The sequence below is a fragment of the Nocardia sp. NPDC056000 genome (genome assembly GCF_042269265.1).
In the GTDB taxonomy this organism is placed as follows: domain Bacteria; phylum Actinomycetota; class Actinomycetes; order Mycobacteriales; family Mycobacteriaceae; genus Nocardia.
Map to the genome: position 1 here is coordinate 37577 of NZ_JBHJXS010000020.1, position 23622 is coordinate 61198.

The following is a 23622-nucleotide window of genomic DNA, read 5'->3' on the forward strand; positions in this document are numbered from 1 at the left end:
CCCATACGAGAGGTGGATATGAATAGCCGGGTGCGGATCGATATCCCCGAGGGCTCCGGATTCGGCCTGGCACATCTGCCCTACTGCGTATTCCGTCCGCTGGGTGAGGAACCCCGGGTGGGAGCGCGCCTGGGTGACAGCCTGATCGATCTGGCGGTGGCGCTGGATGATCCGATGTTCGCCCAGCCCAGCCTGAACGCCTTCATGACCCAGGGGCCGCAGTGCTGGCGTGAGGTGCGGGAACTGGTGCGGGCGGCGGCCGAGGCCGAATTGCCCAATACCGCAGTGCATTCGGTGTCCGCGGTGCAACTGGATCTGCCCGTCCGCATCGGCGACTACGTGGACTTCTACGCCAGCATCGATCACGCCACCGCCATGGGCCGCATCTTCCGGCCCGATGGTGAAGCGCTGCTGCCGAATTGGCGGCATCTACCGGTCGGCTATCACGGCCGGGCGGGCACGGTGGTGGTATCCGGCACCGAGATCCACCGGCCCGAGGGGCAGTTGCGAACCGATTCCGGCACACCGGATTTCGGCCCGAGCCGACGGCTGGATATCGAAGCCGAGCTGGGGTTTCTGGTGGGCGCGGGATCACCGCAGGGCACCCCGATCCGGACCGAGGACTTCGCCGAGCACGTCTTCGGCGTCGCGCTGGTCAACGACTGGTCCGCGCGCGATATCCAGGCGTGGGAGGGTCAGCCGCTCGGGCCGTTCCTCGGCAAGTCCTTCGCAACCACCCTGTCGGCCTGGGTGACACCGCTGGAAGCCCTGGAACCGGCGCGCATCGCGGTGCCCGAACAGGATCCGGAGCCACTCCCCTATCTGCTGGAGAAAGCGCCGTGGGGTCTGGACATCGACCTCGAGGTGCGGTGGAACGGGCAGCGGGTCTCCACACCGCCGTTCCGCCGGATGTATTGGTCGCCCGCGCAGATGCTCGCGCATATGACGGCCAATGGCGCGTCCACCCGCACCGGGGATCTGTTCGCCTCCGGCACCGTCTCCGGTCCCGAACGCGATGAGCGCGGTTCGTTCATGGAGATGAGCTGGGGCGGCACCGAACCCATCGAATTGGACGGCGTGCAGCGCACCTTCCTGGAGAACGGCGATGAGGTGGTCATCACCGCCACCGCGCCCGCGGCCGACGGCGGGCGTTTGAGCCTGGGCGAGGTCAGGGGTCGCATCACCGGCTGACACCGCCCTATAGCCGATCGATAGCTGATGGATATGGCCATGACCATGGTCACTGTCCATCGCTTCGGCGAGATCTGGAACGCTACCGTTCCGAGGTCCAGACCTCGGAGGATGTGCGTCAATGTTGACCAGTCTCGCCCGGTTCGCCATGTCCCGGCCCCGCGCCGTCCTGGTGGCCGCCCTGTTGCTGATGATCGTGTGCGGTGGCTTCGGCGCCACCGCCAAATCGCATATGGTCGGCGGCGGCTACCTCACGCCCGAACTGGAATCGGTGCGGGCCAATGACTTCATCGACGAGCACTTCCCGGGCGGCAATCCCAACCTGATCGTCATGGTCACCTCCGACGGCGGTGTGAACAGTCCGGAGTCGCGGCGCGAGGCGCAGAGTATCGCCGATGTGCTCGGCCGGGACTCGAATGTGACCGGCGTGCAGTCGTATTGGACGAACCTGACCGCGCGGCCGGATCTGGCGACCGCGCTGCGCAGCACCGACGGTAAACGCGGTCTCATCATGGCGACAGTGCTCGGCACCGATAACGAGGTGCAGAACCGGGCGGTGGCGCTGAGCGAGCGGCTGGACGGTGATCGCGATGGCGTGCAGGTGCGGGTCGGCGGTATGGCGGGCACCTTCGCCGATATCAATCATCAGGTCGAGAAGGATCTGATTCTGGCCGAGGCCATCGCGGTGCCGGTCTCCGGAATCCTGCTGGTGCTGGTGTTCGGCAGTGTGATCGCGGCGGCGCTGCCGCTCATGGTGGGCTTCTTCGCGATCGCGGCGACGCTCGGCATTCTGCGGTTGATGACGCTGTTCATGGACGTATCGATCTTCGCGCTCAATATGACCAGCGCGCTGGGATTGGCGCTGGCCATCGATTACAGCCTGTTCATCGTGAGCCGGTACCGTGAGGAACTCGGCAATGGCCTCGATACCCGGGCCGCGATTCAGCGCGCGGTGCAGACCGCCGGGCGGACCGTGGTGTTCTCCGGGCTGACCGTGGCGCTCGCCCTGGCGGCGCTGGCGGTGTTCCCGCAGCCGTTCTTCAAATCGTTCGCCTACGCGGGCGTCGCGGTGGTGGCGGCCGCCGTCGGCGCGGCGGTACTGCTGTTGCCCGCGGCGCTGATCCTGCTGGGCGATCGCGTGAATGCCTGGGATCTGCGCAAACCCCTGCGGCGCGTGCTCGGTCGCGGCGAGCGGACCGCGGTGCGACCGGAGGACAGCGGCTGGTACCGGCTGGTTTCCGGGGTGATGAAGCGTCCGCTGCCGGTCGCGGTGGCGACCACCGCCATTCTGCTGTTGCTCGGAACCCCGTTCCTGTCAGCGCATTTCGGCACCCCGGACGATCGGATGATCGGCACCTTCGCCTCCAGCCGCCAGGTCGGTGACGCGGTGCGCGAGGATTTCAGCGCGAATATGGCCTCCAGCGCGGTGGTGGTACTGCCGGGATTCCACGGCGACACCACCGAAATCCGCCAGTACGCCATGGAATTGGCGGCCGTGCCCGGTGTGCCCGCGGTGCTCTCCAGCGACGGCGTGTACGCCAACGGTGATACCGGCGTCCGCAAGGTGGCGGCGGGCATCGCGCAGATGGCCGGACCGGATGGCGCGTACCTGTCCGTCGGCACCAGGGAAGCGCCCTTCACCGAACAGGGCAAAGCCCAACTCCGCGCCCTGCGCGCGGTTCCGGCTCCCGGCCCGGTGCTCTTCGGCGGCGCGGCGGCGCTCAACGAGGACACCATGGATTCGGTCATCTCCCGGCTCCCGCTGGCGGCCGGTTTGATCGCGGTGATCACGCTCATCCTGCTGTTCCTGTTCACCGGCAGCGTGGTGCTCCCGGTGAAAGCGCTACTGCTGAACGTGCTTTCGCTGACGGCGACCTTCGGCGCGATGATCTGGATCTTCCAGAGCGGCCATCTCGCCAGTGTACTCGGCTTCACCCCCACCGGCAGCCTCGACCTGTTCATGCCGATCCTGATGTTCTGTCTGGCCTTCGGCATGTCCATGGACTACGAGGTCTTCCTGCTCTCCCGCATTCGCGAGGAGTGGCTCGCCTCCGATCGGGGCGCCGCCGCCAATACCCGCTCGGTCGCCCTCGGCGTCGCGCGCACCGGCCGAATCTTCACCGCCGCAGCGGGTTTGATGGCGGTCGTACTGCTCGCGGTCGCCACCTCCGAGGTGACCGCCATGAAGCTGTTCGGCATCGGCCTGGCGCTCGCGGTGATCGCCGACGCCACCGTCATCCGCGGACTGCTCGCCCCGGCGCTCATGCGTCTGATGAGCACCGGCAATTGGGGGGCCCCCAAACCGCTCGCGGCGCTGCACAAGCGGATCGGGCTCGAAGAGGAGCCCGCGGAACACGCTCCCGCTCAGCCGGTTTCGACCCCGGTACTGGTCGACTGAGCCATCCGGCCGGTGTGCACGACGGCGATGAATCGGGTCAGATCCTCGGTGAGGGTCTCCACCGAATCCTGATTCCCGCCGTCGTCGTGGTGGTGCAGCCAATCCGCAACGAGTTCGAACATGCCGCCGATGGTGGCCAGGCAGAGCGCCAGCCCCTGCCGCTCGGTGAGCGAATCACCCTGGGGCCATTGCTGATTCAAGAAGGCCGCACCCCAGCGCCGGTTGCTTCGGCGCTGCGCCTCGACCGCGGGTGAGATGCCGCCCGCCTCACCGAAGGTCACCTTGGCCAGGCGCGGGTCGTCGGCGATGGCGTGCACGAAGGCCGCGACGAGGGCGCGCATGCGCTCATCCCAGTCCCGCCCGGCGGTTTCGGCGGCCGCCGTGGCGACCCGTTGCTGGATCTGTTCGGTGATCTGGGTCAGCAGCGCGGTGTAGCAGGCTTCCTTGCTCTCGAAGTGGTCGTAGAAGCCTTTGGTGCCGACGAATGCCGCCTGGCAGATCTGTTCGATGGAGGTGCCCGAATAGCTTTGCCTGGCAAAGAGTTCGGTGGCGGCGGCGAGCAACTGGCGGCGGCGCTGGGCGCTGCGCTCGTCCGCGTCGAGGCCGCGGATCCGGCGTCGCGCGGGGGTTCGGTCCGGCGCCGCGGCTGGTTTGCTGCGGGTCATGCCCACACGATAGCCGTCAGTGTTTCAGAAAGGCATCTTGTTGGTAACTCGGCATCGTGTTGTAATCGTCGTCACGTCGATGAAAGGGAATGGACGTGGCTATCAATGGGGATCGCCGAACGAGGGGGTGGCGGCGCTGGACCGCCGCCGCGCTCGCGACGGCAATGACGGCATCGGTCGCGGTACTGCTGGGGAGCGCGGCGGCCGGAACCGCTGCGGCACAACCGCAACCGGTGAATATCGATCCGTTCTACAGTGCACCGGACGGATTCGAGGCGGCCGATCCGGGCAGCATTCTGCGCTCGCGCCCGGTGCAGTTGGCGGTGCTCACCGTACTGCCGGTGCACATTCGAGCCTGGCAGCTGCTGTATCGCACCACCGATCTGTTCGGGCAGCCCACCGTCGCGGCGACCACGGTGGCAATTCCCGAGGGGGCCAACACTTCTCACGGCCGCCCGCTGGTTTCGCATCAATTCTTCTACGACAGCACCTCGCCGAATTGCGCGCCGTCGTACATCCTGCAACAGGGTGGCGGGCTGCCCGCGCTGGAAGGCATTCACTCCACGGCCGAGTATCTCGAGCTGGCGGCATCGATCAGCCAGGGCTACGCCATCAATATCCCCGACTACGAAGGGCTTCACGGCCATCTCGCGGTCGCCAAGGAACCGGGATACATGATCCTGGACAGCGTGCGCGCGGCCGAGGCGTTCGAGCCCCTCGGCCTGGACGGCGCGAATACCCCTGTCGCACTGTGGGGTTACTCCGGCGGCGGAATGGGCAGCGGCTGGGCGGCGGAAATGCAGCCGACCTACGCGCCCGAGTTGAATATCAAGGGCATCGCCATGGGCGCACCCGTCTCCGACGTGGAATCGCTTCTGCACGTGAACGGTTCGATGTTCGCGAGTCTGATCGGCGTCGGCATCGCGTCACTGCGCAACGCCTATCCGAAGTTCGCCGAGGCCACCGAGCGCTATCTGACGCCGGAGGGCAGGGCGGTCATGGATCGCACCGCCGACCAGTGCCTGGTGCGCAATGTGCTGAATCTGATGTTCACCGACTATCAGCGGCTGCTGACCATCCCGATCGCCGATTTCCTGGCGTTGCCCGAGGTCAAGGAGATCTTCGATTCGACCGTGCTGGGCGACAATCCGCCCACCGCGCCGACCATGGTCTATCAGGGCGTCTACGACGAGGCCGTGCCCTGGTACACCAATGACCGCCTGGTGCGGCGCTGGTGCGACGGCGGCACCTCGGTCTACTACAAGCGCGATCACCTCAGCGAGCACCTCACCCTCACCACGCTCGGCATGGCCGATGCCTTCAACTGGATCAAGTCCCGGTTCGTCCCGGGCGCACCCGATCCGGTGGGCTGCCGCACCGAGAACGTGGTCACCATGCTCGCGAACCTGGACGCCCTCGCCACCCAGACCGAGATCAGCCTGAACGCCACGTTCGGGGCGCTCGGTTGGCCGATCGGACCACAGGAACGCTGATCGAGCGGTCCAGGACTGTGTGAATCCACGCCTCACGCGATTCGGCTACCCGGTAAGGTCGGCGGCGGTAATCAACCATTTTGCCAACGGGGGCTCGCACCAGCGGGCTGAGAGGACGGCTAGCCCTATCGGGCGGAGCAGGGCCGTCGACCGTATGAACCTGACCGGGTAATGCCGGCGTAGGGAGGATTCACATGTCATCGAGTTCTGTCGTGTCCAAGGGCGGATCCGCCCCGGTCGACACCGTGACAACCGGCCCCATCCAGGGCAGCGTCAAGCACTACGAGCAGGTGGAGGCCGACGGCACGACGCTGCGGATTCCGGTGCGGCGCATCAACCTCACCAATGGCGAGAAGTTCGACGTGTACGACACCTCCGGGCCGTACACCGACGACGCCGCGGTCATCGATCTGGAGGCGGGGCTACCCAAGCTGCGCGACTCCTGGACCAAACCCGATGTGGCCGGACCGCGCACGCAGCTGGCGTGGGCGCGGCAGGGGATCATCACCCCGGAAATGCGCTTCATCGCCGCGCGTGAGGGCGTCGATGTGGAGCTGGTGCTGGCGGAGGTCGCCGCCGGGCGCGCGGTGATCCCGGCCAACCACAATCACCCCGAGGCCGAGCCGATGATCATCGGCAAGAAGTTCGCGGTGAAGATCAATGCGAATATCGGCAATTCGGCGGTGAGCTCCTCCATCGCCGATGAGGTGGAGAAGATGGTGTGGGCGACCCGGTGGGGCGCGGACACCATCATGGATCTGTCCACCGGTAAGAACATTCACGAGACCCGCGAATGGATTCTGCGGAATTCGCCGGTTCCGGTCGGCACCGTACCGCTGTATCAGGCGCTGGAGAAGGTGAACGGCGATCCCACCAAGCTCACCTGGGAGCTGTACCGCGACACCATTATCGAGCAGGCCGAGCAGGGCGTGGATTACATGACCGTGCACGCGGGCGTGCTGCTGCGCTATGTGCCGCTCACCGCCAAGCGCGTCACCGGCATCGTGTCGCGCGGCGGCTCGATCATGGCGGCGTGGTGCCTGGCGCATCACCGGGAATCGTTCCTGTACACCAACTTCCGCGAACTCTGCGAAATCCTGGCGAAGTACGACATCACCTTCTCACTCGGTGACGGCCTGCGCCCAGGCTCCATCGCGGACGCCAATGACGAGGCGCAGTTCGCCGAATTGCGCACCCTCGGCGAACTCACCACCATCGCGAAATCCTATGGCGTGCAGGTGATGATCGAGGGCCCCGGCCACGTGCCGATGCACAAGATCGTGGAGAACGTGCGGCTGGAGGAGGAGCTGTGCGAGGAGGCTCCGTTCTACACCCTCGGCCCGCTGGCCACCGATATCGCGCCCGCGTACGACCACATCACCTCGGCGATCGGCGCCGCCATCATCGCGCAGGCGGGGACCGCGATGCTGTGCTACGTCACGCCGAAGGAACATCTCGGTCTGCCCAATCGTGATGACGTGAAGGTCGGCGTCATCACCTACAAGATCGCCGCGCACGCCGCCGATCTGTCCAAGCAGCATCCGCGCGCACAGGAACGCGATGACGCGCTGTCCAAGGCGCGCTTCGAATTCCGCTGGCACGATCAGTTCGCGCTGTCGCTGGATCCGGACACCGCGCGCGAATATCACGATGAGACCCTGCCCGCGGAGCCCGCCAAGACCGCGCACTTCTGTTCCATGTGCGGTCCGAAGTTCTGTTCCATGCGCATTTCCGCGGATGTGCGCGAATACGCGGAGAAGCAGGGGCTGACCGATGTCGCCGCCATCGAGGCGGGGATGGCGGAGAAGTCGGCGGAATTCGCGACGACCGGCAATCAGGTGTATCTGCCCGTCGTTTCCTGATTCGGCCCGGATTCGAATCGGTGCGGGCGGTTGCCGCCCGCACCGGTTTTCCGGAAACAGCGCAGCTCGCGAATGACCTTGCTACCGTCGATATGCAAACGCACCACGGTAGGGGGACTGGTTGTGGGCGAACGCTTTTCGCATTTCCCGGTAAACGGACATAACGCCGCGGCAGGTCGATTATGACCCGCCGGGCCGCCACTGCCACCGATGAGGCGACGCGCTATCTCGCCTCGGCGGTACACCTCGATGACCGGCTCGCCGACGATCTCATCGACGAGCACATCAGCGAACCGCTGCGCGCGATACCGCCGACCACCGGGCTGCGCTCGGAATTGGTCCTGCGGGAGGCGCTCACCGCGCGGGTGCGGCGGGTCGTCACCAATGCCGTTCTGCTGGTGCTACTCATCGTGCTCGCGATCCTGGCTCCGCCGGTGGCCGCGTTATGGCTGGCCTCGGCGCTGGCCTGGAAACTCGCGGCGGCCGCGGTGACCCTGCTGGCCTGGAAGATGCTCGGCGACGATCGGGGCCGGGTGCCGCGCTGGGTGCACTGGTGGCTGACGTACCTGCTGTGGGGCCTCGCCTTCCTGGTGGTGGGGATCGCCGTGCTCGGGCCCACCCTGCTGGCGAGCGGCGGCTCCGATACCGGACTGTCCTCGGACAGCGTCGGCGTCGCCACCGATGACGCCGTCTTCGCGGCGGTAATCCTGGTGCAGCTCATACTGTTCGGCACGCTGTTGACCCAGGCACTGCTGCGCCGCCTGGTACTGGACAACCATTTCCGATTCGGCGTCTTCGATCCGGACGCGACACCGCGCCCGGCGGTGCAGCGCGCCTGCGGGGCGTTCACCGATCGACTGCGGCGCTACGGTGAGGCCGATGCCCGCGCCACATCGTTCGGCCCGGCCGAACTGGTGGTGTATCGCGGCTACGATCCGTTCGTGGGCAGCGGGATTCACCTGCCCAAATGGTCCTGGTCCATCACCCTGGAGCTGTATCCGGCGGACCGGTCCGCCGCCAACGGCACCGTGCCCGAGGTGCCCACGTTCGCGCCCATCGCACTACAGGATTACGTCACCGCGGATCTCATGGCGCTGCGGCAGACGCCCACGCTGACGCCGGGCTGGCGTTTCGAGGATCTGCACATCGCGCATTGGGCGGTGCTGTCCTCGGATTTCCTGCTGCATTATCCGGCCGCCGAACCGCTGCGGCGGCAACTGCTCGAACATACGAATCCGCAACTGAGCCTTACGGATTGGGCGACATTGGCGGACAGCTCACCGGAATGGCTGCGCTACTACCGCTGCTTCCGGGTGGAGGGCTGGGAACGGCAATTGGGCGTCTCCGGATTCCTGCACGTCGGTTATCAACAGCGCACCCTGTATCTGGAATGGCAGACCTACGCGCTGCCGCCGATCGATCCGGCGCATCGCGCGGTGGACACCATTCGCCCGCTGCTGCTGCCCGAACTGTGGCAGGCGCTGTGCGAATTCGCACTGCTGCCGCTCAGTGTGCCGGGGCGAATCGCCATGCTGTGGCGCTGGTTTCGGGATATGACCGGAATGGGGCGCGGGAATTGGCGCACCCCGGGTGAGGCGGCGTTCGCGTTCGGCACCGATCGCAATGTGCGCGAGGCCGGGGCCGGTACCGAGTACACGCATTTCTTCGAAGCCACCGATGTGGAGCGGTATCACCGCATCATGCAGAGCCGCATCTTCGACGCGGTGCAGCGCTTTCTCGGCGAAAAGGGTATCGCCACAGGAGGATTCGAATCCGCGGTGGTGCAGATCAATAATTCGACCCATGTCAGCGGCGGCACGTTCGTCGGCAGCGCGGTCGGCGGACAGCAGCACACCGTGGGGGTCGGCAGCGCCGTCGTCGGCACTCCCGCGCCCGCACACACCTAGAAGGAGCAGGCCATGCCGGACAATCTCGCGGGCGGAACGAATGTCTCGGGCGGAACCTTCATCGGTTCCCCGGTCGGCGGGGCCGGCCACACCAGCGCCATCCAGGGGCCGGTGACGGTCAGTATCGGAACCGATTCCGAACAGCTGGTCACGCTGCTGGCGCAATTGCGGTCCGAACTCGACCGTTTGCGCGCCCGGCTGCCCGCCACAGGGGGCCCGGACGCACATCCCGACGAGGTGGCCGAACTCATCGAGGAGCTCGACCGGCCCGAGCCGAATGTGGCTCGGGCCGCGAGCAAATGGGAACGCCTGATGCGGCGCATCCCGGCTTCGCTGCGCAGCGTCGACGGCATTTCGCGCATCGTGACGCTGTTCGGTCAGGTACAGGAGCTGACCAGCTGACTACTTGTCGGCGGTGAGGGTGCCCCCGATGGCCCAGCTGTCGGTGGGCACCTCCTGAATCCACACCTGGACGGCCTCGGCCGGAATCTGCAGTGCGTCCACGAAGGCGTCGGTGACGCGGCGCACCAGATCGCGCTTGAGTTCGACGGTGCGGGGACCCTGCTGAATGGTGACGATGGGCATGACTGTTCTCCTCGATACGCGATGGTGAATTCGATTGGCCGCCTCCGGTTTTCCGGATCTTCCGGTGGCCTGAGAACAGTTCACCGCAGAGCGGGCGCCCGGCCAATGGCCAGTGCGTTAGCGCTGCGATAAGCGATCCTTATCGTGAATCAGCTCGACGAGCAGATTCAACTGCGGCGAGACCGCGTCCGCCCGCACCGCGAGTCCGATGGGCAGGCTCATCCCCGGCTCGGCGAAGGGCCGGAACGCCACGCGCGAGTTGTGCACAAGTCGCGCGTTGGACGCGTAAATCACTGTCCACATGGGGATTCCGGTGCCGACCGCCGCCAGCGTGTCCTGCAAATTCCCCGCAGCCGGTGCGGGCGTCGGCTCGAAACCCGCACGCTGACAGGCGGATAGCACCAGATCCACAAGTGCGGGATGATTCCGCCGCTCGGTCATCCGCAATGGCAGGGCAGCCAGATCGGCGATCCGCACCGCCTCCTGCTCGACCAGCGCATGCCTGGCGGGCAAGGCCACCACCAGCGGATCCTCCCAGGCGGGCAGGAAATCCAGCTCCGGACTCTCCCCCGGCGCGGGCGACCGCACGAACGCCACATCCAATCGCCCGTCCGCGACCTGCCGCATCCGCTCCTGCACCGGCACCGCGACCAACTCCACCCGCACCTGCGGCGCGCGCTCGGCGAATCCGTCCAGCACCGCGTCGAGCCGCTCCCCCAGCCCGCTCACCGTCCCGATCCGGAAAACCGTCGCCCGCTCCCCCGCCAACTCCGCCACCGAGGCCCGCGCCTGATCCGCCGCCGCCAGCACCGCCCGCGCCCCCGGCAGAAACCTGATTCCCGCCTCGGTCAGACTCACCTTGCGCGGAGACCGTTCCAGCAGTTGAACTTTCAGCTCCCGCTCCAACCGCTGCACCTGCTGACTGACGGCGGGCTGCGCGATATGCAACCGCTCCGCCGCCCGCCCGAAATGCAACTCCTCCGCCACGGTCACGAAGTACCGCAGTTGCCGCAGCTCCACCTCGAACCTCCCGAACTTCTGACGGTTACGAAACCTATTTGGCGGCAATCGAATTGATCTGGACGGCCAAGCTCGGCGTGCCATCCGAACCGCCGCCCGCGACTCCGGCGGCGGCGACCCTGTCCAGGATCGACATGCCGGGCGCGTCCACCGTTCCGAAGACGGTGTATGCGGGTGGGAGTTCGGAATCGGCGTAGACCAGGAAGAATTGGCTGCCATTGGTGAATGGTCCGGCATTGGCCATGGCGAGGGTGCCGCGAGGGTAGATGATCGGAGTCACCAGGGTCGGGTCGGTCAGGCCGCTGTAGCTGTCGACCGGGTATTCGTCGTCGAATTGGTAACCGGGGCCGCCGGTTCCGGTGCCGGTGGGGTCGCCGCACTGGAGAACCTTCAGACCCTCCGAGGTGGTCAGCCGATGGCAGTTCGTGCCGTCGAAGTAGTGCTGTGCCGCCAAGCTGGTGAAACTGTTTACCGTGCAAGGTGATTCGGCGCTGTTGAGCAGGAGACCGATCGGGCCCTGCCCCGTTGCCATCTCGTATCCGATGCCGGTCTTGTTCGCCGGGACGCCATCGGTTTTCGGCGAGTCCGTAGCTTTCTGTCCCGGGAACGGGCTGGGGAGATAGCTACAACTCACCGTGGCAGGTCGCTGCGGAGGCGCGGGCAGGGTCGTTCCCGTCGGCAGCGTCAGCACGGGCGTGCTGGTCACCGGCGACGCCGCGGTCTCATCATCGCCACGGCTGACGTAGATCACCGCCGCGGCCGCGATGACCACGACGACGACCAGCAAAATCGGCAGCGCGACCAACAGCCACAACGGAACCCTGACACCACCGGGTCGGGGCTCCTGCACCGGATAACCGGGGGCGGGTCCATATACGGGTGGTCCGTATCCGGGCGGAACCTGTGGATAGGAGCCCGGCGGATACGCGCCCGCCTGTTGCGCGCCCGGCGGATAGGACCCCGGTGGCGGCGGCGGATAGCCGTCCTTGGCCGTATGCACCGGCTCCTGCGGCGGGATTCCGGCCGGGTCCTGATTCACGCTTTCCCCTCACACTTCGAGTCGCCGCGACCTTACCGGCTGTTCGGACGCCAGCGGTGGGCGAATTCGCCGGGGGCGGGTGGGGGGCCGGGGAGCGGGCCGGGGGTGGCGAGGCCGTCTATGAGGAGGGCGAGGATGCGGCGGCGGAGTTGGGCGGTGCGGGTGGGGTCGGGGAGGGTGATGGCGGCGCAGGATTCCAGGATGAGGCCGAGGTCGGCGGTGGTGATGTCGGGGCGGAGGCGGCCGGATTCGCGGGCGCGGCGCAGGATTTCGTCATTGAGTTCGGACGAGCGCATGACCGCGGGCAGGATCGAATCGTCGGGGGTGAAGGTGCCCGCGAGATGTGTTGTCAGCGAATGCACGTCGGCGTCGACCACGCGCTCGAGGAAGCCGACGAGTCCCTGCCAGCCGTCCGAATCCTCCAGGGCCGCTTCGGCTTCTACGTTGTACCGGTTCAGCCCGGCATAGCAGAGGGTGCGGAGCAGATCCTCCTTGCCGGGGTAGCGGCGGTAGAGGGCGCTGATACCGACCCCGGCGCGTTCGGCGACGGCCGCGATGGGGGCCTTGGGATCGGCGAGGAAGACATCGCGGGCGGCGGCGAGGATGAGTTCGTCATTGCGGGCGGCCTGCGCCTTGCGGCCCGGCAGGGCGCGCTGAGCTGGGGCTTCGACTGACTTCGGCATGAATCGAGAATAGCACTTGAACGGAATGATCCCTTCCGCTATGGTTGGTAACAGAACGAAACATTCCGTTCCACCAAGGAGAGAATGATGAACGCCATCCACCCCTTCCGCATCGACGTCCCGCAGGCCCAGCTCGACGATCTGGCCGACCGGCTGCACAGGGTGCTGTGGCCCAACGAGCTGCCCGGCGTCGCCGACGCGTACGGCGTGCCCAACGGCCGCGTCCGGGATCTCGCGGAGTACTGGGCCGGAACCTTCGACTGGCGGGCGCTGGAGGCGAAGCTGAACGCGTACCCGCAGTTCACCACCGAGATCGAGGGCGAGGACATTCACTTCCTGCACATTCGCTCCGAGCGCGAAGATGCCACCCCGGTCATCCTGACGCACGGCTGGCCGGGCTCGATCCTGGAATACCTGGATGTCATCGCCCCGCTCACCGCACCGGAATCGGCCGAGGATCCGGCCTTCCACCTGGTGATCCCGTCGCTGCCCGGTTTCGGTTTCTCCGGCCCGACCCGCAGCACCGGCTGGAGCCGGTACCGCACCGCCCGCGCCTGGGTCGAGCTGATGGATCGCCTCGGCTACCAGCGCTACGGCGCCATCGGCAATGACGGCGGTTCCATGGTCGCCCCCGAAATGGGCCGCATCGCCCCCGACCGGGTGCTGGGAGTGCATGTGACGCAGCTGTTCTCGTTCCCGTCCGGCGATCCGGCCGAGATGGCGGACCTGTCCGAGGAGGACATGGCCGGCCTGGCGCATCTGCAGTGGTTCTACGAGAACAAGATGTCGTTCAACAACCTGCACAGCCAGCAGCCGCAGACCATCGCCTTCGCGCTGGCGGATTCCCCGACCGGCCTGCTGGCCTGGAACGCACAGCTTTTCGGTGAGTCACTGGATTACGACTTCGTCATCGGAAACGTGGCCATCTACTGGCTGACCGGCACTTCCGGTTCGGCGCTGCGCTTCTACTACGAGGACGCGCACAGCGAGCAGCCGACCGAACCGACCACCGTCCCGACCGGTTTGGCCATGTTCAAGGGTGATTTCCAGTCCATCCGGCGGTTCGCCGAGCGCGATCACAAGAACATCGTGAGCTGGAACGCCTACGACGTGACGTCGGTGCATTCGACCAGCGCGAACGACGCGGCCGGACATTACGCCGCGCACGAGGCCCCCGAGGTGCTGATCGCCGATATCCGCCAGTTCTTCGCCCGGCTGAGCTGATCCGATATCCCGCGTGGAGCCTCTCGCATGTCGGCGAGAGGCTCGACGATGGTTCCGGCGCGCGCCCGTTGATGTACTGAATTCACCTTCAAGACAACGAATTACACGAGGTGAACACAATGCGAATCGCACTCTTCGGAGCCACCGGAACCATCGGCCGTCAGGTCGTCACCCAGGCCCTCGCGGCCGGTCACGAGGTCACCGCACTGACCCGCGACGCCGCGAATATGCCCGTCACCCATGAGCGTTTGCACGTGGTGGTCGGCGATGTGCTCGATCCGGCCGCGGTCGAACAGGTCGTACTCGGCCAGGAGGCGGTCATCGTCGCCCTGGGCGCGGGCCGCAAGGGCGTGGTGCGCGCCGAGGGCACCCGCGTCATCATCGAGGCCATGCAGCGCACGGGGGTGAAACGGCTCATCTGCCAGTCCACCCTGGGCGTCGGTGACAGCAAGGGCAATCTGAACTTCCTCTGGAAGTACGTCTTCTTCGGCATGCTGCTGCGGCAGGCGTTCGCCGATCACGTCCGGCAGGAACAGTATGTGCAGGCGAGCAATCTGGACTGGACCATCGTGCGGCCCAGCGCCTTCACCGACGGACCGGCCACCGGCGCCTACCGGCGCGGGTTCGGACCTTCCGAACCCGGTCTGTCCCTGAAGATCTCGCGCGCCGATATCGCGGCGTTCCTGCTCGAACAGTTGACCGACGACACCTACGTGCGCCGCACGCCCGGCATCTCCAATTGAGAATCAGGCGTGCTCATGCGCCTCGCCCCAGTGCGGGAAGGGATCCGGGAACGACAGCCACGCCTGTCGCCCGGATTCCATCTCCGCATCGGTGAGCAGGGCCGAATACAGCAGGTCCCGCACGTGTGGGCGATCGAGCTTGATGCCGATGAAGACGATCTCCTGTCCCGGCTGCATATCCAGGGACGTCCAGTACGCGCCCGCCTCGAAGGTCAGATTCGGGCCCGCCTGCGACCAGATGGCGGCCAGATCCGGGCGGCTCGCCAGCCAGAAGAAACCCTTGCTGCGCAACAGTCTCTGCAATTGCGCCAGCGCCGCCTCGAGGCGTTCGGGATGGAAGGGGCGATCGGCGGTGAAGGTGATGCTGCTGATCCCGTATTCCTCGGTCTCGGGGGTGTGCCCGCCCGCGAGTTCCTCATCCCAGCCGTCGAATTGGGCGGCCAGATCCGGATTGTAGAGTCCGGTGCCGAGCACCTCGGCGAGATCGACCACACCGTGCGCCGAATGCACAAGGCGCGCAGCGGGATTGAGTCGCTTGAGCGTAGCCTCCACCGTCCCTACGACTTTCGCGCTCACCAGATCGGTTTTGTTGAGCACCAGCACATTCGCGAACTCCACCTGATCCACCAGTAGATCGGCGATGGTGCGCGCGTCCCCCTCGCCCGCCTGCATATCGCGGTCGGCGAGCGCCTGACCCTTCACCACCTCGGCGAGGAATGTGGAGGCGTCGACCACGGTCACCATGGTGTCCAGCCGGGCCACGTCACCCAGCTTGAAACCGTCCTCGAATTCCCATTCGAAGGTGGCCGCCACCGGCATGGGCTCGGAGATGCCCGTGGATTCGATGACGAGCTGATCGAATCGCCCCTCCCGCGCCAGCTTGCCCACCGATTCGATGAGGTCCTCGCGCAGCGTGCAGCAGATGCACCCGTTGGTGAGCTCGACCAGTTTCTCCTCGGTCCGATCGAGATGCCCCTGCCCCGCGACCAGCGCCGCGTCGATATTCACCTCGCTCATGTCATTGACGATCACCGCCACCCGGCGACCGTCCCGATTGGCGAGGATGTGGTTGAGCAGGGTCGTCTTGCCCGCGCCGAGGAACCCGGACAGCACGGTCACGGGCAGCTGGGCGGGGCGCTGAGCTGAAGTCATACGTAAATGATAATCGTTTTCAATAATGCCGGAAGGGTCGGGTCCCGCACGCGGCGCGGAGATCGTAGGGTCGTCTCGTGAAGTTGCTGCCGCTCGCCCCTAACGGGCAGACCCCAGTCCGCGCGCTCACCATCGCGGGCACCGACTCCGGCGGCGGTGCCGGAATTCAGGCCGACTCGCGCACCATGGCCATGTGCGGGGTGCACGCGTGCGTGGCCGTGGCCGCGGTGACCGTGCAGAACACGGTGGGGGTCAGCGGTTTTCACGAGATTCCGCCGGAGATCGTGGCGGGGCAGGTGCGAACCGTGGTGAGCGATATCGGGATCGGGGCCGCCAAGACCGGCATGCTGGCCTCCACCGGGATCATCGAGGCCGTCGCCGCGGTGTGCGCGGAGGTCGGGATCGGGCGGGACGGGCATATTCCGCTGGTGGTGGATCCGGTGGCGGCGTCCATGCACGGCGATCCGCTGCTGCACGCCTCGGCACTGGATGCGCTGCGGGACACGCTGATTCCACTGGCCACCGTGATCACGCCGAATCTGGACGAGGTGCGGCTGCTCACCGGGATCGAGGTGGTCGACGATCTCACCGCGCACAAGGCCGCCGAGGCGCTGCACGCGCTCGGGCCGAAATGGGCCATCGTCAAGGGCGGGCATCTGCGCACCTCCGCGGTCAGCACCGATCTGCTGTTCGACGGGGAGACCTTCCACGAGCTGACCGCGCCGCGCATCGCCACCGGCAATGACCACGGCGGCGGGGACACCCTGGCGGCGGCCATGGCCAGCGCTTTCGCACACGGATATTCGGTGCCGGACGCGTTCGCCTTCGCCAAGGAGTGGACGCGGCGGTGTTTGGAGGCGTCGTACGACCTGGGCGCGGGGCACGGGCCCGTGTCGCCGCTGTGGCGACTGCATGAAGGTCCTCGGTAGCGAGGTGTGGATCCCGGCCGAAAGCATGCCGGGATGACGGGGGGTGGCTCCCGGGATGACGGGGCGGTAGCTCCCAGGAACCTCCCAGCTCCGCCGCAGGGGCGGCCCAGCGTACCGGACGACCGTAGTGATCATGTCCGACACCGTGACCGCCGTCCGGGCGGCGGAACCAGCCGAGTCCGTGACCACGCCCGTTATCGACGTGGTCGTACCCGTCTACAACGAAGAACGCGATCTCGGTCCGTGCGTGCAGCGCCTGCACGCCTTCCTCAATGACAATTTCCCCTTCACGGCGCGAATCACCATCGCCGACAACGCATCCACCGATGCCACCCTGCAGGTGGCGGAGTATCTCGCCGAGCAACTCGACGGGGTGCGGGTGGTGCATCTGGATCGCAAGGGCCGCGGCCGCGCACTGCGCGAGGTGTGGCAGGGGTCGGACGCTCAGGTCGTCGCGTACATGGACGTCGACCTGTCCACGGATTTGAACGCGCTGCTGCCACTGGTCGCGCCGCTGGTGTCCGGACATTCGGATCTGGCCATCGGTACCCGGCTCGCCTCCTCCTCGCGGGTGGTGCGCGGACCCAAGCGGGAGATCATCTCGCGCTGCTACAACCTGATCCTGCGCACCTCGCTGCAGGCCAAGTTCTCCGATGCGCAATGCGGTTTCAAGGCCATGCGCAGCCAGGTGGCGCGCATGGTGCTGCCGCTGGTGGAGGACGGCGAATGGTTCTTCGACACCGAACTGCTGGTGCTGGCCGAACGCATCGGGCTGCGCATTCACGAGGTGCCGGTGGACTGGATCGACGATCCGGACAGCCGCGTCGATATCGTCGACACCGCGCGCAAGGATCTGCAGGGCATCTGGCGGGTCGGGCGGGCGCTCGGGTCGGGACGACTGCCCATCAATGAACTGCGCGCCGCCATCGGACGCGAACCGCTGGTGGAGGGCGTACCGCTGGGCATGGTCGGACAGCTGGTGCGATTCGGCATCGTCGGCGTGGGGTCCACGCTCGCGTATCTGCTGCTTTACGTTGTGCTGCAATCGATTACCGGCGCACAGGTGGCGAACTTCCTGGCGCTGCTGATCACCGCCGTCGGAAATACCGCCGCCAATCGCGCCTTCACCTTCGGTGTGCGCGGATCGTCGCAGGCGGTCTCGCATCAGTTGCAGGGCCTGTTCATCTTCGGCATCGGGCTCGCACTCACCAGCGGATCGCTTTTCGCACTGCATCATTGGGCCCCAGACTCGGCCGTGCACGTGGAGCTGCTGGTCCTGGTGATCGCGAATCTGATCGCCACCCTGATCCGCTTCGTCGGCCTGCGCTGGGTATTCCGCAAAGCGGGAGCGCATGATTCGGCGGGCAGCCGGTGACGGCGGCCGACGAACGGGCCGCGAAAGTCGCGGCGGTGACTCCACCGCGCTATGGCCATGGGCAGTTGGCCCGCTGGCTGCACTCATCCACAGCCACTCTCACGAACCGCATGCCGGAGGAGGTGCATGATGACCGCGACATTGACTGAGCGACAGGTGGTTCCGCCGCCCGAGCGGGATACCGTCTCGAAGCCGCGCTGGGAGTATCCGGCGGTGGCGGCGCTGCTCATCGGCACCGCGATCGCGTATCTGTGGAATCTGTCGGTGAACGGCTGGGCGAATTCGTTCTATGCCGCTGCCGTGCAGGCGGGTTCGGTGTCGTGGAAGGCGTTCTTCTTCGGCTCCTCCGATGCCGCCAACTCCATCACGGTGGACAAGACGCCATTGTCGCTGTGGCCCATGGAGATCTCGGTGCGGATCTTCGGACTGCACAGCTGGAGCATGCTGCTGCCGCAGGCGCTGATCGGTGTGGCCTCGGTGGCGCTGCTGTGGGCCACGGTGCGGCGGGTGTTCGGCGCACACGCCGGACTGCTGGCCGGGCTCGCGCTCGCGGTGACTCCCGTTGCGGCGCTGATGTTCCGGTTCAACAATCCGGACGCGCTGCTGGTGCTGCTCATGATCGCGGCGACCTGGGCCATGACCCGCGCGGTCGAGGACGGGCGCTGGCGCTGGCTGCTGTACACCGGCTTGTTCATCGGTCTGGGCTTCCTCACCAAGCAGCTGCAGGTGCTGCTGGTGGTGCCCGCGCTGGCGCTGACCTATCTGGTCGCCGGACCGCCCAAGCTCGGCAAGCGCATCGCGCAGCTGTTCGCGGCGGGCGCGGCCATGATCGCGGGCGCGGCCTGGTGGGTGCTCATCGCCGAATTCTGGCCGGTCGACGATCGGCCGTACTTCGGTGGCTCACAGCACAATTCGATTCTCGAACTGACCTTCGGATACAACGGCCTGGGCCGGTTGAACGGCGATGAGACCGGCAGCGTCGGCCCGGGCGGTGAACTGCCCGCCGGCGGCAACGGCATGTGGGGTACGACGGGCATCACCCGCATGTTCGAACCGCAGCAGGGCGGGCAGATCGCCTGGCTCATCCCCGCGGCGCTCGTGCTCATGGTCGCGGCACTCGTCCTGCGCGGCAAGGCCGCTCGCACCGATCAGCGGCGCGCGGGGCTCATGCTGTGGGGCGGCTGGCTGCTGGTGACCGGACTGGTCTTCAGCTTCATGAAGGGCATTTTCCACCAGTACTACACGATCGCCCTGGCTCCGGCGATCGCCGCATTGGTCGGCATCGGCGCGGTCATGCTGTGGCAGGAACGCGAAAAGCGCTGGGTGCGTGTGGCATTGGCACTCGCCCTGGGCGTCACCATCGCCACGGCGTGGATGCTGCTGTCCCGCAGCAGCTCCTTCCAGCCCTGGCTGCGCTGGACCGTGGCGACGGTAGGCGTCGTGGTCACCCTGGCGCTACTGGTCCGGCTGCCCCGCAAGGTGGAAATCGCGGCCGCGAGTGCCGCGGTGCTCATCGGCCTGGCCGGACCGATCGCCTACACGGTCGACACCCTCGGCACCGGCCACGAGGGACCGATCCCCAGCGCGGGCCCGAATGTGCGCGGCGGCTTCGGTTTCGGCGGCGGACGGCATGGCGGAGGTGGCGGGCCCTGGCAGAACGGCGGCACGGCCCCCGGCCAGAACGGCGGCATGCGCGGTCAGAACGGCACCGCACCGGGTCAGAACGGCGGTATGCCGGGCATGAACGGTGGGATGCATTCCGGTGGAGCCCGGAACGGCAGCGGTATGCCGGGTGGCGAAATGGGCGGTGGCGCGGGCAATTTCATGATGGCCAGCAAGCCGAGTGCGAAGGTCACCGCGCTGCTGTCCGCCAATGGGGATCAGTTCACCTGGGTGGCGGCGACCATCGGCTCGAACAGCGCCGCGGGATTCCAGCTCGCCACGCAGCTGCCGGTCATGCCGGTCGGCGGGTTCAACGGCAGTGATCCGTCGCCGACGCTGGAGCAGTTCCAGCGGTACGTGACCGATGGGGATATCCACTACTTCATCGGCGGCGGCGGTATGGGTGACGGCGGTGAGGGCCGGATGGGCGGTTCGAACCGTTCCGGCTCGCACAGTTCCGAGATCACCAAGTGGGTGCAGGAGCATTACACGGCGCAGGAGGTGGACGGGGTGACCCTCTACGACCTGACCGCGCCGAAGCCCGCCTAGCCCCGCATACGAAAGAGCCCGTTCCGCGCGATTGCGGGACGGGCTCTTTCGTTTGCTACGCCTGACTCAGGCGAGGCACTGCGCCTGGATCAGGCGAGGCCCCACGCGTGCAGCAGGTAGGTGATGTTCGACGCGATGCTGGTGACAACGTTCGCGAGATTCAGTGCGGCAGAGCCGAGATCGATGATGGGCACAACAATGTCCTTCGCGGATCGGGTTCAATTCAACCCTGCACGCTAGGCTCCCGGACAAGCGTCCAGCAATGATGCAGTTCACGTATTTCCGCTGATCAGCCGCGATGTCGCCCACTCGAAAACAATATTGTGACCCGCGCCACTCCCCTACCCTGAAATCGGCACCCGGCAATCCGATCCAGGGACTGTCATATGAACGATCCACTCCCCCTCAGCGATGAACGCCGCGAAGCCTTCTGGCGGCGAGCCGGTTGGACACCGGACCTGCCGGATCTCGAACGCGAGCGCATCGAACACCGCTGGGATGACGAATCGATCGATATCGCAGAGGTTTTCGGCTGGTAGCTCAGCGCGGCGCGTGCAGCGCGATATGCAGCGTGGCGGCCCACTGCTGCACGATCTCCTTGCGGCGCAACGAGTCGTCGGTGAGGATATCGGCCAGTCCGAGACCGCGCGCCAGATCCAGCGTGGCCTGAACCAGATGGTGCGCAACGGGATCGGAGTCGTCCACGCCCAGCGCCTCCACCGCCATGCGATGCGAGACCCGGCCGAAGCGCGCCTCCATCGGCACGATGAGCTCGCGCAGCGCGGGATCGGCGGCGGCATGCGTCCACACCTGGAGCGCCGCCTTGAAGAACGTGGTGGTGTAGCCCTCCACCAGCGCGGTCACCACGGCCTCGGTGCGGCCCTGCCCCTCGGCCACCTCACCGATGGCCTGGGCGTCGGCGAGCGATTGCGCCATGCGGGTGTCGAACATGTAGTCCAGCGCGGCGGTGATCAGATCCTCGCGGGTGGGGAAGTGATGCTGTGCCGCGCCGCGGGACACCCCGGCGCGCTCCGCCACCACGGCGACCGTCGCCGCCGCCCAGCCGGTCTCGGCCAGGCAGTCGATGGTCGCCTCCAGCAGCCGCTGCCGGGTGGCCCGGCTGCGGTCCTGCTTGGGTTCGTGGGGTGTAGCCATGAGTAGTTATTCTGCCCAGCTCGGCGGGCGACGCTGAAAGAAGGCCGTCATGCCCTCGATCACATCGGGGGTGCCGAAGAAGCTGCCGGACCGCTCGGCCAGGGCCTGCGCGGAGCGGTCGACCTCGGCCAGGATGGCGGCGGTGGCGAGTTTCTTGCTCTCCGCCAGACCCTGCGGGGAACCCTTGCGCAGCTCTCCCACCAGGCGTTTCACCTCGGCTTCCGGATCATCGGCGGCAATGCTGATCAGGCCGGTGCGCTCGGCTTCGGCGGCGTCGAAGGTCTCCCCGGTCTGGAAGTATCGGGCCGCCGCGCGTGAGGTCAGGCGCGGCAGCAGCGTCAGCGAAATCACGAACGGCGCGAGCCCGAGCCGGGCCTCGGTGAGGGCGAAACTGCTGCCGCGACCCGCGACCGCGATATCGCACGCGCCCACGATGCCCATACCGCCCGCGCGCACATTGCCGTCGATCTGCGCGATCACCGGCTTGGGCAGGTCAAGGATGTCGCGCAGTACCCGCACCATCCAGCCGGTGCGGATACCGGCGGCGGCCGCCGGATCGGCGTCCAGCGCTTCCTTGAGATCCGCTCCGGCACAGAAGGTATTGCCGGTGTGGGTGAGCACCACCCCGCGCACCGCAGTGTCCGCGGCGGCCTGTTCCAGGCCCGCGAGCAGCTCCGTCACCAGTTTCGAGGACAGGGCGTTGCGATTGTGCGGGGAGTCCAAGGTCAGGACGGCGAATCCGTCCCGTACCTCGTAGCCCACGTACGGCGCGTCGGGGGTGGCGTCACTCATCGAATTTCCTTACGGGTCAAGAGAAGACGGCTCAGTACGACCGGGGCAGGCCGAGTGAGTGCTGTGCGACGAAGTTCAGGATCATCTCGCGGCTGACCGGGGCGACGCGCGCGATGCGCGAGGCCGCCAGCATGCCCGCCAGCCCCACATCGGAGGTGAGGCCGGAACCGCCGTGCGTCTGGATCGCCTGATCCAGCGCCTTGATACTGGCTTCCGCCGCAGCGTATTTCGCCATATTGGCGGCCTCGGCGGCACCGAAGTCGTCGCCCGAGTCGTACAGGAACGCGGCCTTCTGCATCATGACCTTGGCCAGTTCCAGTTCGATCTTCACCTGTGCCAGCGGATGCGAAATGCCCTGGTGCGCACCGATCGGCACGCCCTTCCACACCGCGCGCTCCTTGGCGTAGGTCACCGCGCGATCGATGGCGTAGCGGCCCATGCCGATCGCCATGGCCGCGCCCATGATGCGCTCCGGGTTCAGTCCCGCGAACAGCTGCGCGATGGCGGCGTCCTCCTGGCCGACCAGGGCGGTGGCGGGCAGGCGCACATCATCGAGGAACAGCGTGAACTGGTTGTCCGGTTCGATGATGTCCATCTCCTGCTTCGTCTTCACGAAGCCGGGGGCATCGGTGGGGACGATGAACAGGGCGGGCTGGAGGTTGCCGGTCTTGGCGTTCTCGGTGCGCGCCACGATGAGCACGGCCTCGGCCTGATCGACACCGGAGATGTAGACCTTGCGACCGCTCAAGATCCAGTCCTCGCCGTCCTTGCGGGCGGTGGTGGTGATCTTGTGCGAATTGGAGCCGGCATCGGGTTCGGTGATACCGAAGACCATCTTGCCGGTGCCGTCGGCCAGCTTGGTCAGCCAGTACTGCTTCTGCGCGTCGGTGCCGTACTTGGTGATGATGGTGCCGCAGATGGCCGGGGAGACCACCATGAGCAGCAGTCCGCAACCCTGTGCGGCGAGCTCCTCCTGCACCAGCGCCAGCTCGTAGATGCCCGCGCCGCCACCGCCGTACTCCTCCGGCAGGTTCACACCGAGGAAGCCGAGTTTGCCCGCCTCATCCCACAATTCGTCGAACGGCTCACCCTTGCGGGCCTTGGGTCCGGCGTAATCGCGGAAGTTGTATTTGGCGGCCAGCTTGGCCACGGCCTCGCGCAGGGCCTTCTGCTCATCGGTTTCGATGAAGCTCATCGT

21 protein-coding genes and 1 riboswitch are annotated in these 23622 nt (G+C 66.7%); of the genes, 12 read left to right on the forward strand and 9 right to left on the reverse strand.

What is annotated here, in order from left to right; translation table 11 throughout:
* Nucleotides 1-18 precede the first annotated feature (18 nt).
* Complete coding sequence (gene fahA, locus ACFC4D_RS42685) at nt 19-1191, forward strand: fumarylacetoacetase (RefSeq protein WP_375960863.1); 1173 nt, start codon at nt 19-21, stop codon at nt 1189-1191.
* Nucleotides 1192-1312: 121 nt separating this feature from the next.
* A complete protein-coding gene (locus tag ACFC4D_RS42690; RefSeq protein WP_376072158.1) occupies nt 1313-3589 on the forward strand; it encodes an MMPL family transporter in 2277 nt (758 codons plus the stop codon).
* On the opposite strand, the gene ACFC4D_RS42695 is transcribed toward ACFC4D_RS42690, so the two are convergent.
* Entirely contained in the window at nt 3556-4254 is a 699-nt protein-coding gene (locus ACFC4D_RS42695) for a TetR/AcrR family transcriptional regulator (RefSeq protein ID WP_376072160.1), read from the reverse strand. The genes ACFC4D_RS42690 and ACFC4D_RS42695 overlap by 34 nt on opposite strands.
* A 95-nt stretch (nt 4255-4349) precedes the next feature.
* Between ACFC4D_RS42695 and ACFC4D_RS42700 the strand changes: the two genes are divergently transcribed.
* From ACFC4D_RS42700 to ACFC4D_RS42715, 4 genes are all read left to right on the forward strand, one after another.
* Entirely contained in the window at nt 4350-5747 is a 1398-nt protein-coding gene (locus tag ACFC4D_RS42700) for a lipase family protein (RefSeq protein WP_376072164.1), read from the forward strand.
* A gap of 76 nt (nt 5748-5823) precedes the next feature.
* A riboswitch (TPP riboswitch) is annotated at nt 5824-5950 on the forward strand.
* Nucleotides 5942-7609: a phosphomethylpyrimidine synthase ThiC gene (gene thiC, locus ACFC4D_RS42705; RefSeq protein WP_376072166.1), complete on the forward strand. Its 1668-nt coding sequence runs from the start codon at nt 5942-5944 to the stop codon at nt 7607-7609. It overlaps the preceding riboswitch by 9 nt.
* A 182-nt stretch (nt 7610-7791) precedes the next feature.
* Entirely contained in the window at nt 7792-9516 is a 1725-nt protein-coding gene (locus tag ACFC4D_RS42710; RefSeq protein ID WP_376072169.1) for a hypothetical protein, read from the forward strand.
* 12 nt (nt 9517-9528) lie between these two features.
* Nucleotides 9529-9918, forward strand: coding sequence for a hypothetical protein (locus ACFC4D_RS42715; RefSeq protein ID WP_376072172.1), 390 nt, complete (start codon nt 9529-9531; stop codon nt 9916-9918).
* Here the strand turns inward: ACFC4D_RS42715 and dmpI are convergent, their stop codons facing one another.
* From dmpI to ACFC4D_RS42735, 4 genes are all read right to left on the reverse strand, one after another.
* Nucleotides 9919-10185 carry a 4-oxalocrotonate tautomerase DmpI gene (gene dmpI / locus ACFC4D_RS42720; protein ID WP_376072175.1) on the reverse strand — a complete coding sequence of 89 codons (267 nt, stop codon included), beginning with the start codon at nt 10183-10185 and terminating at the stop codon, nt 9919-9921. It abuts the gene before it with no gap.
* 33 nt (nt 10186-10218) lie between these two features.
* On the reverse strand, nt 10219-11121 hold the full coding sequence (locus tag ACFC4D_RS42725) for a LysR substrate-binding domain-containing protein (RefSeq protein ID WP_376072177.1): 903 nt from the start codon (nt 11119-11121) through the stop codon (nt 10219-10221).
* Between the two features lie 34 nt (nt 11122-11155).
* A complete protein-coding gene (locus ACFC4D_RS42730; protein WP_376072305.1) occupies nt 11156-11971 on the reverse strand; it encodes a peptidylprolyl isomerase in 816 nt (271 codons plus the stop codon).
* A 221-nt stretch (nt 11972-12192) separates the two neighbouring features.
* Nucleotides 12193-12843: a TetR/AcrR family transcriptional regulator gene (locus ACFC4D_RS42735; RefSeq protein WP_376072180.1), complete on the reverse strand. Its 651-nt coding sequence runs from the start codon at nt 12841-12843 to the stop codon at nt 12193-12195.
* Between the two features lie 87 nt (nt 12844-12930).
* Here ACFC4D_RS42735 and ACFC4D_RS42740 point away from each other — a divergent pair, with 87 nt between their 5' ends.
* On the forward strand, nt 12931-14067 hold the full coding sequence (locus ACFC4D_RS42740) for an epoxide hydrolase family protein (RefSeq protein ID WP_376072183.1): 1137 nt from the start codon (nt 12931-12933) through the stop codon (nt 14065-14067).
* A 119-nt stretch (nt 14068-14186) separates the two neighbouring features.
* Complete coding sequence (locus ACFC4D_RS42745) at nt 14187-14810, forward strand: NAD(P)-dependent oxidoreductase (protein WP_376072186.1); 624 nt, start codon at nt 14187-14189, stop codon at nt 14808-14810.
* A gap of 3 nt (nt 14811-14813) precedes the next feature.
* On the opposite strand, the gene ACFC4D_RS42750 is transcribed toward ACFC4D_RS42745, so the two are convergent.
* A complete protein-coding gene (locus tag ACFC4D_RS42750) occupies nt 14814-15962 on the reverse strand; it encodes a GTP-binding protein (RefSeq protein ID WP_376072189.1) in 1149 nt (382 codons plus the stop codon).
* Nucleotides 15963-16039: 77 nt separating this feature from the next.
* On the opposite strand from ACFC4D_RS42750, the gene thiD reads away from it, so the two are divergent.
* The 4 genes from thiD to ACFC4D_RS42770 all read left to right on the forward strand — a co-directional run bounded on the left by thiD (nt 16040) and on the right by ACFC4D_RS42770 (nt 21016).
* The gene (thiD, locus tag ACFC4D_RS42755; protein ID WP_376072190.1) at nt 16040-16891 is read left to right on the forward strand and encodes a bifunctional hydroxymethylpyrimidine kinase/phosphomethylpyrimidine kinase; all 852 of its coding nucleotides are present in this window, start codon (nt 16040-16042) and stop codon (nt 16889-16891) included.
* A 133-nt stretch (nt 16892-17024) separates the two neighbouring features.
* Nucleotides 17025-18266 carry a glycosyltransferase gene (locus ACFC4D_RS42760; protein ID WP_375960891.1) on the forward strand — a complete coding sequence of 414 codons (1242 nt, stop codon included), beginning with the start codon at nt 17025-17027 and terminating at the stop codon, nt 18264-18266.
* A gap of 129 nt (nt 18267-18395) precedes the next feature.
* A complete protein-coding gene (locus ACFC4D_RS42765; RefSeq protein WP_376072192.1) occupies nt 18396-20477 on the forward strand; it encodes a glycosyltransferase family 39 protein in 2082 nt (693 codons plus the stop codon).
* A gap of 386 nt (nt 20478-20863) precedes the next feature.
* On the forward strand, nt 20864-21016 hold the full coding sequence (locus ACFC4D_RS42770) for a hypothetical protein (protein WP_376072195.1): 153 nt from the start codon (nt 20864-20866) through the stop codon (nt 21014-21016).
* A gap of 1 nt (nt 21017) precedes the next feature.
* Here ACFC4D_RS42770 and ACFC4D_RS42775 read toward each other — a convergent pair whose 3' ends face one another.
* The 3 genes from ACFC4D_RS42775 to ACFC4D_RS42785 are packed head-to-tail and all read right to left on the reverse strand — an operon-like array spanning nt 21018 to nt 23619.
* Nucleotides 21018-21632, reverse strand: coding sequence for a TetR/AcrR family transcriptional regulator (locus tag ACFC4D_RS42775; RefSeq protein ID WP_364649708.1), 615 nt, complete (start codon nt 21630-21632; stop codon nt 21018-21020).
* 6 nt (nt 21633-21638) lie between these two features.
* Nucleotides 21639-22424, reverse strand: coding sequence for an enoyl-CoA hydratase family protein (locus ACFC4D_RS42780; protein WP_376072197.1), 786 nt, complete (start codon nt 22422-22424; stop codon nt 21639-21641).
* 31 nt (nt 22425-22455) lie between these two features.
* Nucleotides 22456-23619 (reverse strand): acyl-CoA dehydrogenase family protein, encoded by a 1164-nt coding sequence (locus ACFC4D_RS42785; RefSeq protein ID WP_364649713.1) that lies wholly within the window; start codon nt 23617-23619, stop codon nt 22456-22458.
* Between the last annotated feature and the right edge of the window lie 3 nt (nt 23620-23622).

Excerpts from the sequence above, each read along its gene's own strand:
- fahA (WP_375960863.1), top strand. The coding sequence starts at position 19 with ATGAATAGCCGGGTGCGGATCGATATCCCCGAGGGCTCCGGATTCGGC.
- ACFC4D_RS42690 (WP_376072158.1), top strand. The coding sequence starts at position 1,313 with ATGTTGACCAGTCTCGCCCGGTTCGCCATGTCCCGGCCCCGCGCCGTC.
- ACFC4D_RS42695 (WP_376072160.1), bottom strand. The coding sequence starts at position 4,254 with ATGACCCGCAGCAAACCAGCCGCGGCGCCGGACCGAACCCCCGCGCGA.
- thiC (WP_376072166.1), top strand. The coding sequence starts at position 5,942 with ATGTCATCGAGTTCTGTCGTGTCCAAGGGCGGATCCGCCCCGGTCGAC.
- ACFC4D_RS42710 (WP_376072169.1), top strand. The coding sequence starts at position 7,792 with ATGACCCGCCGGGCCGCCACTGCCACCGATGAGGCGACGCGCTATCTC.
- ACFC4D_RS42715 (WP_376072172.1), top strand. The coding sequence starts at position 9,529 with ATGCCGGACAATCTCGCGGGCGGAACGAATGTCTCGGGCGGAACCTTC.
- ACFC4D_RS42735 (WP_376072180.1), bottom strand. The coding sequence starts at position 12,843 with ATGCCGAAGTCAGTCGAAGCCCCAGCTCAGCGCGCCCTGCCGGGCCGC.
- ACFC4D_RS42740 (WP_376072183.1), top strand. The coding sequence starts at position 12,931 with ATGAACGCCATCCACCCCTTCCGCATCGACGTCCCGCAGGCCCAGCTC.
- ACFC4D_RS42745 (WP_376072186.1), top strand. The coding sequence starts at position 14,187 with ATGCGAATCGCACTCTTCGGAGCCACCGGAACCATCGGCCGTCAGGTC.
- ACFC4D_RS42750 (WP_376072189.1), bottom strand. The coding sequence starts at position 15,962 with ATGACTTCAGCTCAGCGCCCCGCCCAGCTGCCCGTGACCGTGCTGTCC.
- ACFC4D_RS42760 (WP_375960891.1), top strand. The coding sequence starts at position 17,025 with ATGTCCGACACCGTGACCGCCGTCCGGGCGGCGGAACCAGCCGAGTCC.
- ACFC4D_RS42765 (WP_376072192.1), top strand. The coding sequence starts at position 18,396 with ATGACCGCGACATTGACTGAGCGACAGGTGGTTCCGCCGCCCGAGCGG.
- ACFC4D_RS42770 (WP_376072195.1), top strand. The coding sequence starts at position 20,864 with ATGAACGATCCACTCCCCCTCAGCGATGAACGCCGCGAAGCCTTCTGG.
- ACFC4D_RS42775 (WP_364649708.1), bottom strand. The coding sequence starts at position 21,632 with ATGGCTACACCCCACGAACCCAAGCAGGACCGCAGCCGGGCCACCCGG.
- ACFC4D_RS42780 (WP_376072197.1), bottom strand. The coding sequence starts at position 22,424 with ATGAGTGACGCCACCCCCGACGCGCCGTACGTGGGCTACGAGGTACGG.
- ACFC4D_RS42785 (WP_364649713.1), bottom strand. The coding sequence starts at position 23,619 with ATGAGCTTCATCGAAACCGATGAGCAGAAGGCCCTGCGCGAGGCCGTG.